At 42.9% G+C, this 12944-nt stretch carries 14 protein-coding genes; 1 reads left to right on the top strand and 13 read right to left on the bottom strand.

Annotated elements, in window-relative coordinates:
• Positions 1-76 precede the first annotated feature (76 nt).
• Positions 77-1369 carry a nucleotidyltransferase gene (locus DWY31_RS01220; protein WP_118519327.1) on the top strand — a complete coding sequence of 431 codons (1293 nt, stop codon included), beginning with the start codon at positions 77-79 and terminating at the stop codon, positions 1367-1369.
• Positions 1370-1465: 96 nt separating this feature from the next.
• On the opposite strand, the gene DWY31_RS01215 is transcribed toward DWY31_RS01220, so the two are convergent.
• From DWY31_RS01215 to DWY31_RS01155, 13 genes are all read right to left on the bottom strand, one after another.
• Positions 1466-1942, bottom strand: a complete 477-nt coding sequence (locus tag DWY31_RS01215; protein WP_118519326.1) for a DUF2752 domain-containing protein — start codon at positions 1940-1942, stop codon at positions 1466-1468.
• A gap of 49 nt (positions 1943-1991) precedes the next feature.
• Positions 1992-2783 carry an RnfABCDGE type electron transport complex subunit B gene (locus DWY31_RS01210; RefSeq protein ID WP_021861117.1) on the bottom strand — a complete coding sequence of 264 codons (792 nt, stop codon included), beginning with the start codon at positions 2781-2783 and terminating at the stop codon, positions 1992-1994.
• A 13-nt stretch (positions 2784-2796) separates the two neighbouring features.
• On the bottom strand, positions 2797-3372 hold the full coding sequence (gene rsxA / locus DWY31_RS01205; protein WP_021861118.1) for an electron transport complex subunit RsxA: 576 nt from the start codon (positions 3370-3372) through the stop codon (positions 2797-2799).
• Between the two features lie 13 nt (positions 3373-3385).
• Positions 3386-4105, bottom strand: coding sequence for an electron transport complex subunit RsxE (rsxE, locus tag DWY31_RS01200; protein WP_118519325.1), 720 nt, complete (start codon positions 4103-4105; stop codon positions 3386-3388).
• 12 nt (positions 4106-4117) lie between these two features.
• Positions 4118-4702 carry an RnfABCDGE type electron transport complex subunit G gene (locus tag DWY31_RS01195; RefSeq protein WP_021861120.1) on the bottom strand — a complete coding sequence of 195 codons (585 nt, stop codon included), beginning with the start codon at positions 4700-4702 and terminating at the stop codon, positions 4118-4120.
• Positions 4702-5652, bottom strand: a complete 951-nt coding sequence (locus DWY31_RS01190) for an RnfABCDGE type electron transport complex subunit D (protein ID WP_021861121.1) — start codon at positions 5650-5652, stop codon at positions 4702-4704. The genes DWY31_RS01195 and DWY31_RS01190 overlap by 1 nt, the downstream gene beginning before the upstream one ends.
• 26 nt (positions 5653-5678) lie before the next feature.
• A complete protein-coding gene (rsxC, locus tag DWY31_RS01185; protein ID WP_118519324.1) occupies positions 5679-7001 on the bottom strand; it encodes an electron transport complex subunit RsxC in 1323 nt (440 codons plus the stop codon).
• A gap of 208 nt (positions 7002-7209) precedes the next feature.
• A complete protein-coding gene (gene rpsA, locus DWY31_RS01180) occupies positions 7210-8301 on the bottom strand; it encodes a 30S ribosomal protein S1 (protein ID WP_021861123.1) in 1092 nt (363 codons plus the stop codon).
• Complete coding sequence (gene ispH / locus DWY31_RS01175) at positions 8282-9139, bottom strand: 4-hydroxy-3-methylbut-2-enyl diphosphate reductase (protein ID WP_118519323.1); 858 nt, start codon at positions 9137-9139, stop codon at positions 8282-8284. Before ispH ends, rpsA begins: the two co-directional genes overlap by 20 nt.
• 9 nt (positions 9140-9148) lie before the next feature.
• Positions 9149-9805: a (d)CMP kinase gene (cmk, locus tag DWY31_RS01170; protein WP_118519322.1), complete on the bottom strand. Its 657-nt coding sequence runs from the start codon at positions 9803-9805 to the stop codon at positions 9149-9151.
• A 133-nt stretch (positions 9806-9938) separates the two neighbouring features.
• On the bottom strand, positions 9939-11177 hold the full coding sequence (locus DWY31_RS01165) for an NAD(P)/FAD-dependent oxidoreductase (RefSeq protein ID WP_118519321.1): 1239 nt from the start codon (positions 11175-11177) through the stop codon (positions 9939-9941).
• Positions 11170-12108, bottom strand: a complete 939-nt coding sequence (locus DWY31_RS01160; RefSeq protein ID WP_021861127.1) for a MurR/RpiR family transcriptional regulator — start codon at positions 12106-12108, stop codon at positions 11170-11172. The genes DWY31_RS01165 and DWY31_RS01160 overlap by 8 nt, the downstream gene beginning before the upstream one ends.
• A gap of 69 nt (positions 12109-12177) precedes the next feature.
• Positions 12178-12933 (bottom strand): ABC transporter ATP-binding protein, encoded by a 756-nt coding sequence (locus DWY31_RS01155; protein WP_118519320.1) that lies wholly within the window; start codon positions 12931-12933, stop codon positions 12178-12180.
• Positions 12934-12944: the final 11 nt, after the last annotated feature.

Here is a 12944-nt window from a genome sequence, read left to right as displayed (position 1 = left end):
AAATAATGACTTTTTTGACCTAAAGTCCCTTTTTATAGTATAATCAATTTCAAATAGATATACAAGGAGATTTTTTATGAAAATTGTCGGACTGATTGCTGAATACAATCCCTTTCATAACGGGCATTTATACCATATAAGAAAAGCAAAAGAAATCACCGGAGCAGACGCTGTTCTTGTTATTATGAGTGGAAATTATGTACAGCGTGGAACACCCGCGATCATGCCAAAGCATCTGCGCGCCCAGGTAGCTCTGGAAAGTGGTGTTGCCGCCGTCTTTGAACTTCCGGTCTGCTACGCAACTGGAAGCGCCGAATATTTCGCCACAGGTGCTGTTTCTTTGCTTAACCATCTTGGCTGTGTAGATGCACTCTGTTTCGGAAGTGAATGTGGAAACTATGCACTACTGGAACGTATCGCCGGGATTCTTACAGAGGAACCGGAGGATTATACCTTCTATCTGAAAGAAGCACTGCGCAAGGGGCTTTCTTTTCCGCGCGCAAGGCAGCAGGCATTATCCTCCTATTTAAAAGATGAAAATGTGGATCAGGTACTGGATGAACCGAACAACATTCTCGGCATCGAATATATCAAAGCATTATATCAGACCGGAAGCCTGATCAAAGGCTATACAATCCAGCGTAAAGAGTCCGGTTATCATGATCGGGATCTGTCCGGAAATTACAGTTCTGCCTCTGCGATCCGCAGACTCCTTGCGCAGGCCGGAAGTTCGATTCATTTAAGAAGTGACAGCATTTACGACGAACCACCGCTCTCTGATGTACTGACAAGACTGGAAGACCAGGTACCTTCTGCTTGCATTGATCTTCTTCGGGATACACACCTGATTCGGTATCCGGTATATGCAAATGATTTTTCACTTCTTCTGAAATACCGGCTTATGAACGAAACTTCAGATTCTCTTATGAAATATCTTGATATCACAGAGGATCTTGCAAACCGGATCATGAATCACATTGATGACCTGATCTCTTACGAACAGTTTTGTGATCTTCTGAAATCAAGAGATCTTACCTATACAAGAATCAGCCGGTCACTGCTTCATATTCTTTTGCAGATTAAAACCGCAGATATGCTGGATTATCAGGCTCGTGGAAATTGTCAGTATGCGCGCCTTCTCGGTTTCCGAATGGATCAGTCTTCTGTCCTTACAATACTTAAGCAGACTTCTCGCATCCCATTGATTACGAAGCTAACACAGACAGACAGCTTATCAGAGACAGGGCTTTGCATGCTCCACACAGATATCCAGGCTGCTAATTTATATGAGAGTGTTTTAACTGATAAGTTTAAGATTCCATTCTTTAATGAATACAGACAGCAGATCATAAGAGTTGACACCGAATAATCCTGTTATTCAGAATGATTAACAGATTTGATACAGATTCATTCTGTTGACACAGGTTTCGGAATGATATCCAAATTAAAAATTTATTATATAAAATCATTGGACAAATAAATTTGCAAGGAAATTTTTGCAAGTATGCAGCAGATTCCCAGAGTAATAGCTCATCGGTGGTTCCCCCGGAAAATAACGCACCATGCGGTAAATATAAAAAATCACAAGTGCCACAAGTGCGATTCCTGCAAGTATCTTCATACTCTTTGGCTGCCTTAACTGAAGTCTGATATAACGGTTCCAGCAATAGTGAAATACAAGAATTGCAACCACATAGATAAATGGATGCATATGCCATGCTCCTGCAAAATCAAAATGCAATAGTCGGATACCGGCTCTTGTAAGTCCGCAGGACGGACATGGATATCCGGTAAGCATAATGAGCGGACAAATACTATAAATAAATTTTCTACCAAACACAAAATAGGCGATTATAACAATAATCGCCCATTTTGTTTGCTTTATATCTTTTATGAATTGTTCATATCCTTCGGATATTATCGTTTTGAAAGATCTTTTCATACGATTCTCCTGTATCCCAATTTCATAAATCTCTGAAAAAGACGCTCTTCTACAGAATGATCTTCTTCGGACATTTTGCTGCACATGCACCGCATCCGATACATTTTTCCGGATCAATGTGTGCAATGTTATTCTCAACCTTAACAGCGTCGAATTTACAGATCTTCTCACACATCTTACATCCGATACATCCAACGGAACATACAGACATAACATCTTTACCTTTGTCCTTAGAGCTGCACTGTACGAGGTGTTTCTGGTCATACGGTACAATCTCGATCAGGTGTTTCGGACAAGCTGCCACACATTTACCACATGCTTTACATGCTTCTTTGTCTACAACAGCAACTCCGTTTACAATATGAATGGCATCAAACGGACAGGCTTTCACACATGTTCCTTCTCCAAGACATCCATAATTACATCCTTTCGGTCCTCCCGCCTGCATCATGTTCATCATAACACAGTCGTTCAGTCCGTGATATTCATATTCCTGTTTTGCTTTGTCACAGGTTCCTGCACATTTTACAAATGCTACTTCGTGTACCTGTGCACCGGCTTCCTGTCCCATGATCGCACCAATCTTTGCTGCAACCGGAGCTCCACCGACCGGACATCCTCCAACTTCCGCTTCGCCTTTCACAATAGCAGCTGCAAGTCCGGAACATCCTGCATATCCACAACCACCACAGTTGTTTCCAGGCAATACTTCAAGGATTGCTTCTTCTCTCTCATCTACTTCTACTGCAAATTTCTTTCCTGCAATACCAAGGAACACACCAATGAATAATCCGGTGCCGCCTACGATTGCAGCAGCTAAAATAATACCTGTTATACTCATAGTCTGTTTCCTCCTATATTAATCCTGAGAATCCAAAGAACGCAATTGACATCAGTGCTGCTGTAAGCAGTACGATAGGAGTTCCCTGGAATGACTCAGATACATCATTGTATTCGATCTTTTCACGGATACCTGCCATGATCACAATTGCGATTGCAAATCCGACAGAAGTACCGATACCATTGATCACACCTTCCAGAATAGAATACTCATTCTGAACGTTTGTAAGTGCTACACCAAGTACTGCACAGTTTGTTGTGATCAGAGGAAGATACACACCAAGTGCATTATACAGAGACGGCATGCTCTTCTTCAGGAACATCTCTACAAACTGTACCAGTGCAGCGATTACGAGAATGAATACGATCGTCTGCAGGTAAGAAATATTCAATGGTAACAAAATAAACTTATAAATCAAACTTGTAAAGAATGATGCGATTGTAATAACGAAGATTACAGCTCCTCCCATACCGGAAGCAGTCTCAACCTTTTTGGATACTCCAAGGAATGGACAGATTCCCAGGAACTGGCTGAGTACAACGTTGTTGACAATCGCAGATCCAATTGCGATAAGTAATAATTCTTTCATCTATGTACTCCTCCTATTCTTCGTTTCCTGTAGGGAATACTTTTCCGCCGCATCCATTACATGATGCACAGCCTTCGCCGCATCCCTTAGCTTCTACAACTTTTTTACCCCTCTTGGCAGCATTGGCTTTGATCTTGTTCTGAAGAGCAACCAGTCCTGCAAGTACCAGGAATGCTCCCGGTGCAAGAATAAAGATTGTAACCGGTACATATCCGGCTTTTCCTGCTGCTTCGTCAGCGATCGGAATAATCTGTTTACCAAAGATCTGTCCTGCTCCGATCAGCTCACGTACAATACCAATACATGTAAGACCTACAGTAAATCCAAGTCCCATACCGATACCATCAAAGATTGACGGAAGAACCGGGTTCTTGGAAGCATAGCTTTCTGCACGTCCTAAGATAATACAGTTTACTACGATCAGTGGAATGTAAAGACCAAGTGCGTCATAAAGACTCGGTACAAAACCTTCCAGAAGAAACTGTACAATTGTTACGAATGATGCTACGACTACGATGAATGCCGGCATTCTGACTGAATCCGGGATGATCTTACGTAACATGGAAATCAGCATATTGGATAATACCAATACTACTGTTGTTGACAAACCCATACCAACACCATTGGTTGCGGATGTAGTTACGGCAAGTGTAGGACACATACCAAGCATCAGCACGAAGGTAGGATTCTCTTTAACTAAACCATTATATAGTCTTTCAGTACATCTGTTCATGTCTGCTACCTCCTAAAATGCATTCTGATAATAAGCCAGTGCTACGTTGACAGCTCCTGTAACTGCACGTGATGTAATTGTTGCACCACTAATTGCATCGATCTGTTCACCGTCTCCACCATCTTTTGATACAACGAATTTCTCAGCTTTCTTGCCCTTGTACTGATTGTAGAACTTCGGCTCTTTTGCTTTCATACCAAGACCGGCTGTCTCGCTGATCGATAAGATAGAAATTCCGTTTACTGTACCATCAGAAGTAATACCTACTGTAATCTGGATATCTCCACCATAACCTTCCTTGTCTGTGGTTGTGATTACATATCCTTTGTCACCTGCTTTACAGACTTCATCGACAGTTGCTTTTGCACCGACTGATTTGATCGCTTTATCTGCAATCTTCGCATCTACGTCCTGTGCTTCAAAAGCATTCGCATCTACATCTGTAAATACCGCCTGCCATGCTTCTTTCTTAGCTTTTTCCTGCGCCTGTGCGATCGGGTTTTTGGTGATCTCATATACAAAGCCAAGACCTAATCCTGCGATTAATGTAATAATTGTAAGAATAAGTGCATTCTTAATAATTGGATTTTTCTTCATTATTTTTCTCCTCCTTTACCAAATGGTTTTGGAAGAGTAACTCTTTCAATCAGTGGGACTAAAAGGTTACTGATGATGATCGCATAAGATACCCCTTCTGCGGAACCACCGAACAGACGGAACAGTCCGGTCAGTACTCCAAGAAGGATACCATATACATACTGTCCTTTTTTCGTAATCGGAGATGTTACATAATCGGTTGCCATGAACCATGCTCCGAGCATCAGACCACCACCGCAAAGGTGTGCTGTGATGTACTGTGGATCAAAGAATCCTACATGTGCTTTTGTAAATGGTCCGAAAATTCCGACGAAAATAACAAAGGATACAATGTATGTTCCCGGAATACGCAAATCAATAATACCAAGCATAATAAGAAATACTGCTCCGATAATGATTGCGATCACAGATGTCTCACCGATTGTTCCCGGAATTGTTCCGATAAGCATCTTCATGGAATCAACAGAGCCACCGTCTTTTAAAGTAGCAAGCGGTGTCGGTCCGGATACTCCATCGTAAACAAACTTTGTCATCGGTCCTGCGAAAGAAATCAGCAGGAAACATCTTGCACCGAGCGCCGGGTTCATGAAGTTCTGTCCCAGTCCTCCGAATAACTGTTTTACAACGAGAATTGCAAATACACTACCAAGAGCGCCCATCCACCATGGTGCTGAAGCCGGCATGTTAAGGCCAAGCAACAGACCGGTAACAACTGCACTCCAGTCGTTGATGGTAATCTTCTTGTGCATCAGTTTCTCATATATGTACTCTGTAAGAACCGCTGATACGGTTGTGCTGATCAGTACGATCAGTGCTGGTATTCCAAAGTTATAAACTCCGAATGCCGAAGCCGGCAAAAGTGCAATAACAACCATAAGCATGATATTGCTGGAGGTAACTTTGTCACGAATATGTGGTGAAGATGACAGTTTATAATTGTTCTCACTCACGTTTGTTCACCTCTTCCTCTCTTCTCTTATTTTTTCTTCTTACGATTAGCAAGTGCAATTTTTCTCATAGAACCGATTGCCTGTTTCAACTGACGTTTTGCCGGACAGACGAAACTGCATGATCCACATTCCATACATTCCAGACCATTATGTTTTGTAAAGGTCTCTTCGTCATGATGCTCTGCATAATCTGCAAGTCGAGATGGAATCAGACGGCTTGGGCAGGCATCTACGCATCGTCCGCAGTTAATACATGCGGTTGGCTCGAATTTTGCTACTTCGTCTTTTGTAAATCCAAGAATGGATGATGATGTCTTTGTAACCGGAACATCTAGTGAAAACATTGCAAATCCCATCATCGGACCACCTGAAATCAGTTTCTCCGGTTCTGTCTTGAATCCACCGGCAGCGTCTACCAGCTCAGCCTGGTTCATACCAAACGGAACACGGAAGTTACCTGGTTCATTCACTGCATCTCCGCTGACTGTTACGACACGTTCCATAGAAGGTTTTCCTTCTGCCACAGCCTGATAAATGCTTACAAGTGTTGCAACGTTGTCTACAACGCATCCTGCATCTGCCGGAAGCATAGCAGAGTTAATCGCACGACCTGTCGTCGCATAAATAAGCTGACGCTCACCACCCTGTGGGTATTTTGTCTTAAGTGCCAGAACTTCCAGACGTGGGTCACCTGCTGTGAGTTCTTTTAATTTTGCGATACAATCTGGTTTGTTATCCTCAACACCGAATATACCTTTCGCGTTATCGAAAAGTCTCAGAACGATCTTCATACCTTCTACCAGTTTCTCCGGTGTTTCGATCATTGTTCTGTAGTCTGCTGTGATATATGGTTCACATTCTGCACAGTTTGCAATAATGTAATCAATCTTGTCAGGTTCTTTTGGAGAAAGCTTAACTCTGGTCGGGAAACCTGCTCCTCCCATACCAACAACACCTGCGTTGCCAATTGCGTTAAGGATCTCTTCCTTTGTCATCTCATCAACTGGTTTTACCGCAGGATATTCTACTTCTTTATATTCACCATCATTTTCAATGACAATGCTGTTGACAGTACCTCCAGTCGGGTTCAAATGTGGAGCGATCGCCTTAACTGTTCCTGATACTGAAGCATAGATTGGTGCAGAAACAAATCCTCCGGCTTCTGCTATCATCTGTCCTTTTAAAACATGATCGCCAACTGCTACGATCGGATTGGCAGGCGCCCCGATGTGCTGGGAAACCGGATATACCAGATCTCCTGTGGGTTTAACATCAACGATTGCCTTGTCTTTTGCAAGACGCTTACCGTCATCCGGATGAATACCACCCTTAAAAGTTAACAATGCCATTCCCTTTTCCTTCCTTCCTTTTAATTTTCATATTAACTATACCCAAAAAGCACCAGACTTACCAGTGTGTCAAGTGATTTTTTTGTACATTTTAATGAACATCTTGTTCATTTTTTAACAGATGTTCAGACACACAAAAGATAGAGGTATGAAACCTCTATCTTTTCTCTTTCGCTTTTATATATACGCTTGAATTCTTACAGTACGATTACTCTTCAGAGCTTTCGTTCTGTGAAGCCTCTGACTCAGCCGGCTCTAAAGCTTTCATGCTCAGGCTGATCTTCTTGTCAGCTTCATTAAGATCAACAATCTTAGCTGTTACTGTCTGTCCTACAGACAGTACATCAGACGGTTTATCAACATGTGTTCTGGAAATCTGTGATACATGAAGAAGTGCATCTACTCCAGGAGCTAATTCAACAAATGCTCCGAAGTCTGTCATTCTTGCAACTTTTCCTTCGATTACAGTTCCTACTGCATACTTCTCAGCTGCATCTGCCCATGGATTAGTCTCCGGGAATTTTAAGCTGAGTGCGATCTTTGTATCGTGAATGTCTTTGATCAGGACTTTCAGTTCATCGCCAACTTTGAATACTTTCTTCGGATTCTCAACGCGTCCCCAAGACATCTCTGAGATGTGAAGGAGTCCGTCTACTCCGCCAAGGTCGATAAACGCTCCGAAGTCTGTAACATTCTTAACAGTTCCTTCTACAGTATCTCCAACCTGTAATTTAGCAAACAGTTCTTTCTGTTTTTCTGCTTTCTCTGCAACAAGAAGCTGTCTTCTGTCACCGATCACGCGGTTTCTTCTAGGATTAAACTCACTGATAACGAATTCAATCTCCTGATCCTGATATTTGCTCAGATCTTTCTCGTAGGTATCAGATACAAGACTTGCAGGGATAAAAACTCTTGCCTCATCAACAACTACGCTCAATCCACCGCCAAGGATCTGTGCAACCGGAGCTTTCAGAACTTCATGGTTCTCATAAGCTTCTTTCAGTCTCTCATTTCCTTTCTCGGCAGCCAGTCTCTTGTATGTCAACAGCACCTGACCTTCTCCGTCGTTTACTTTCAGTACTTTTACTGTCATTGGATCTCCAACAGATACGACTGTTGTCAGATCTACGTTAGGTTCGTTCGTATACTCATTTCTCATAATGATACCGTCTGCTTTGTAGCCGATATTCAAGATGATCTCATCCGGTTTTACATCAATGACTGTACCATCTACGACTTCTCCATTTCTGATTGTCTTAAATGATTCTTCCAACATTTGTTCAAAAGTTAATTCTGACATTATTTTGAACCTCCTCAATTATTTTCTTGGGCGTGGATGCCCCTGCTGTAATACCTACTGTTTCCACGGACCTTAATTGATTCATATCAAAATCGTCAAGTGTCTGTATATAGTACGTATCCGCACATGCATTACTGCATATCTCAAATAGTTTGCGGGTATTAGAGCTTCTCTTGTCTCCTATAACAATCATAGCGTCCACCCTCTTTGCAATGTCGCGAGCCTCTTCCTGGCGTTCTTTTGTTGCACTGCAAATCGTATTTAAAACAAGTATATCATACCTCTTTTTTTCAATAATTTCAACTATATCTTTGAATTTATTGTAATTAAATGTCGTCTGAGATACGACACACAGTTTTTGCTTTTTATTTTTTAATTGAAAACTTTTCGCTTCTTCTACAGTCTGGATGACTGTCACATCATTTCCACTCCATCCTTTAATGCCCTGCACTTCAGGATGTTCCGAATTTCCGATCACAACAATGTGTGCACCCTGTGCGCTCTGCTCTTGGACAATTTTATGGATTTTCTTGACAAATGGGCAGGTTGCATCCACACAGGTCAGTCCTTTTTCAGTCAACAAATCGTAGACTTCTTTTGCTACTCCGTGAGACCGGATGATTACGATTCCGCTGTCCAGATTCTCCAGCTCTTCTGCGCTTCCAATCACCTTCACGCCGTGTTTTTTCATATCTTTGATGACTTCTTCATTATGGATGATCGGTCCGTATGTGTAAATCGGACTGTCTGGGTGTGCTTCTATCTGTCTGTATACAGTATCCACTGCCCGCTTTACTCCGAAGCAAAATCCCGCTGTCTTCGCAAGTTCAACTTTCATATATGCCTCCTAATGGCAGAGCGCCGTAATTGCGGCGACTACTTCCGGGATTGTCATATCTGAGCTGTCTACGAGTGTCGCATCTTCTGCCTGTCTAAGCGGTGCGATCTCTCTCGTCATATCTCTTCTGTCGCGCTCTTCAATGTCTTTTTCAATCTCGGCAAGATCACAAGTTTCACCCTTTTCTGTCAGTTCATCAAAACGACGTTTTGCTCTTGTCTGTACACTTGCAGTTAAAAATACTTTCACATCTGCATCTGGTAATACACAGGTACCGATGTCACGTCCGTCCATGACAACATCTTTTGTTTTTGCAAGATCTCTCTGCAGTCCTAAAAGTGCTTCTCTGACTGCCGGAATCGCAGAGATCTTAGACGCCATATTTCCTACTGCTTCTCCTCTTAATTTCCCTGTGATATTCTCACCGTTTAAGTAGACCTGCTGTCCACCTTCTTCATAGCCGATCGTTACTTTTACATTCTTGCAGTCTGCTTCGATCGCTTCTGTATCTTCCGGCGAAATATTCTTTTCCAGAAAATAAATTGCCATTCCACGGTACATCGCTCCTGTATCTACATAAATGTATCCTTTTTCTTTTGCCACCAGTTTCGCAATGGTGCTTTTTCCGGCTCCTGCCGGTCCGTCAATTGCGATATTATATCCCATTCTTCTGCCCTCTTTCTCTATCTGTTTTATTTAATAATTTAATAATATATAGCTTGCTTTTCAAACTCACGTGCCTTCCTGTTACAATCTTTGTCTGTTTTCCAAAACAGCACGTAAGCATACACATATCCATTTATTTCTGCCATGCACAGGCTCTTGCAGCCGCACATGCAGTAGACCATGCAATCTGTAAATTAAATCCTCCGGTCACTGCATCCAGATCCAGTACTTCTCCTGCAAAATACAAGCCAGATACTGTCTTTGCCTCCATCGTGCCCGGATCGATCTCTTTCACGCTGACACCACCTTTTGTGATGATTGCCTCATTATATCCGCGCAGTCCGGTTAATGTCACTGGAATTTTTTTGATCAGGGAAACAAAATGCTGTCTTTCCTCTCTGGAAATTACATTGACCTTTTTCTCCGGATCGATTCCGCTAAGTTTGATCATCACCGGAATGAGTTTCGCCGGAAACAGCTTGTGGATCGCATTCTTGAACTGTCGGTTATGGTTTTCTTCAAAATCACGCAGGACTCTCTGATCGAGCTGCTCTATAGACAATGCCGGTTTCAAGTCGATTTCCAATGTCAGTGGATGATCTTTTAGTTTCTTGCCAATTACACTGCTGGCACTTAACATAAGCGGACCGCTGACGCCGTAGTGCGTGAAAAGCATCTCTCCAAAGTCTTCATACAGCTTCTTCTTACCGTCTTTGATAACCGCATTTACATTTCGTAGAGACAGTCCCTGAAGCTCCGGCACCCAGTCTTCCTGAGTCTCCATCGGTACAAGCGACGGCAGACAGTCTGTCACTTCAAGTCCCAGTTCTTTTGCAAACCGGTAGCCGTCCCCGGTAGAACCTGTAGACGGATAAGAGATGCCTCCGGTTGCAACGACACACGCATCTCCGGACACTTTCTTTCCATCAGATAATACGACGCCTGTAAAATGCCCGTCCTTCGCTTCAATCTTCTTCACAGATGTATTCAGGCAGATCTTCACACCAAGTCTCTTCATCTCTTCTTCCAAAGTACGGATCACATCGGAAGAATGATCAGATAACGGGAATACCCGTTCCCCTCGTTCAATCTTCGTCCGCATGCCAAGCTCTTCAAAGAAATCCATGACATCCTGGTTTGTAAATCCGTAAAAACTACTATACAGAAACTTCGCATTCGTTTTCACTGCCGGAAACAGATCTTCTACATCACAGGCATTTGTCAGATTGCAACGACCTTTTCCTGTGATAAATACCTTCTTGCCCAGTTTTTCATTTTTTTCAAACAGTGTAACCGCGCAACCTTCTCTTGCCGCCATAACTGCCGCCATCATGCCCGCAGCGCCACCGCCTGCAATCAATACTTTATTCATAAGTCTCTTCTCCATCTATCTGTGCTTTGGACGAAGACAGTTCTACTTTATCATCTACCATGTTCAGTTCATCTTTGCTGTATACCTGATACTCATCCCAGATCCGTTCCAGCGTCTCCAGTGTTGTGATGACTTCATCCTGCTTCTTCATACAGAGTGCTACCACAAGCGCATTTACCACGCTCAGAGGTGCTACAAGTGAATCTACGATAGACGCCATGTCACTTCGTGCGATCAGATTGCAGGAAGAATATAACGTCATCGGCGAATGGACGCTGTCTGTCAGCGTGATTACTTTTGCCTTGCGGTTGCTCGCAAATTCCAGTGCTTTTAAAGTACGCATGGAATACCGCGGGAAGCTGATTCCGATAATCACATCGTCTTCATCGATCCGGATAAGCTGTTCAAAAATCTCACTTGAACTGTTTGTGTGCACAGCAACTACATTATCACAGATCAGGTTCAGATAAAACCCAAGAAAACTTGCAAGCGGTGCACAGCTTCTGATACCGATCACATAGATCTTCTTCGCATTCAGAATCGTCTCCACTGCAAGTTCAAATGATTCATGGTCAATGGACTGCATCGTCAGCTTGATCTTATCAATATCTGACTGTAATACAGATGTCAGTATCTCGCCCTGACTGATGCGTCCATATGTGACTTCCATTCTCTGGATGGAATTTAATTTGGTACGGACCATCTCGCCCAGCGCTTTCTGGAATCCCGGATAGCCGTCATATCCAAGCGCCATCGCAAATCTTACAACCGTAGACTCACTGACGCCGACTTCTTCCCCCATCTTCGCAGCAGTCAGAAATGCCGCTTTATCATAATCTTCTTTGATAAAATCCGCCAGTTTTTTCTGACCTTTGCTGAATTTTGAATAACCTTCATCTATCTTCTGAAGTAATTCATTTTTATTTCCCATATCGTTTTTGTCCTTTTCTTCTCAATTTACCGTATCCATTATATATAAATTTGAGAAAATATTCAAGGACTATAAACATTCCATCTGCCCGGTTATTTCCCTGTAAAATGCATCTTTGTCTTCCCCTGCCTTCAATTCTTTGAGAATAACTCCATCTTTCAGAAGCAGAATCCGCCCGCAACAGCTCGCCATCTTTGGATCATGCGTCACCATAAGAATCGTTTTTCCAAGTTCTTTCGAGATTTTTCCAAGCGCATTAATCACGATCTGCCCGGATCGGGAATCCAGATTTCCTGTCGGTTCATCTGCAAGAATCAGTTCCGGTTCATTCATGAGTGCACGGCAGATCGCCACTCTCTGACGCTCTCCGCCGGACAGCTCGTATGGATATTTCTTAAGCAGATGTGTAATCTCAAACTGCGTGGCATAGGCGGCAGCTCTTTTCCTCATTTCTTCCGGCTCGCTCTTTGCGATCATCATCGGAAGCATAATATTTTCTTCAACAGACAGACTGTTCATCAGGTAAAAATCCTGAAAAATAAATCCGATCTTCCGGTTGCGGATGTCTGCCCTCTTTTCTTCCGGCAGTTTTCCGGTATCTTCTCCTTCAAGCCAGACACTTCCGGACGTAGGACGGTGGATCAGACCGAGAGTCTTTAAGAGCGTCGTCTTGCCACAGCCGGATTTACCCATGACTCCGACGAATTCTCCTGCCTCCACGGAAAAATCCAGTCCCTTCAATACATGGATCTGCGTCCTTTCTTTTTTATCTTCACTGATAATGCTGTAATCACGCACCAGTTCTTTTACTTCCAGTATATGCATATCCACTCCTC

This window comes from Dorea sp. AF24-7LB (assembly GCF_003478575.1).
Lineage (GTDB): Bacteria > Bacillota > Clostridia > Lachnospirales > Lachnospiraceae > Dorea_D > Dorea_D hominis.
The sequence above is the reverse complement of the archived record's forward strand: the minus strand, read 5'-3'. Positions and strand labels throughout refer to the sequence as shown.

Coding starts and splice junctions, on each gene's coding strand:
- DWY31_RS01195 (WP_021861120.1), bottom strand. CDS start 4,702: ATGAAGAAAAATCCAATTATTAAGAATGCACTTATTCTTACAATTATT.
- DWY31_RS01165 (WP_118519321.1), bottom strand. CDS start 11,177: ATGAATAAAGTATTGATTGCAGGCGGTGGCGCTGCGGGCATGATGGCG.
- rsxE (WP_118519325.1), bottom strand. CDS start 4,105: ATGAACAGATGTACTGAAAGACTATATAATGGTTTAGTTAAAGAGAAT.
- DWY31_RS01160 (WP_021861127.1), bottom strand. CDS start 12,108: ATGGGAAATAAAAATGAATTACTTCAGAAGATAGATGAAGGTTATTCA.
- DWY31_RS01210 (WP_021861117.1), bottom strand. CDS start 2,783: ATGAGTATAACAGGTATTATTTTAGCTGCTGCAATCGTAGGCGGCACC.
- DWY31_RS01220 (WP_118519327.1), top strand. CDS start 77: ATGAAAATTGTCGGACTGATTGCTGAATACAATCCCTTTCATAACGGG.
- DWY31_RS01155 (WP_118519320.1), bottom strand. CDS start 12,933: ATGCATATACTGGAAGTAAAAGAACTGGTGCGTGATTACAGCATTATC.
- cmk (WP_118519322.1), bottom strand. CDS start 9,805: ATGGGATATAATATCGCAATTGACGGACCGGCAGGAGCCGGAAAAAGC.
- DWY31_RS01215 (WP_118519326.1), bottom strand. CDS start 1,942: ATGAAAAGATCTTTCAAAACGATAATATCCGAAGGATATGAACAATTC.
- rsxC (WP_118519324.1), bottom strand. CDS start 7,001: ATGGCATTGTTAACTTTTAAGGGTGGTATTCATCCGGATGACGGTAAG.
- rpsA (WP_021861123.1), bottom strand. CDS start 8,301: ATGTCAGAATTAACTTTTGAACAAATGTTGGAAGAATCATTTAAGACA.
- rsxA (WP_021861118.1), bottom strand. CDS start 3,372: ATGAAAGAATTATTACTTATCGCAATTGGATCTGCGATTGTCAACAAC.
- ispH (WP_118519323.1), bottom strand. CDS start 9,139: ATGAAAGTTGAACTTGCGAAGACAGCGGGATTTTGCTTCGGAGTAAAG.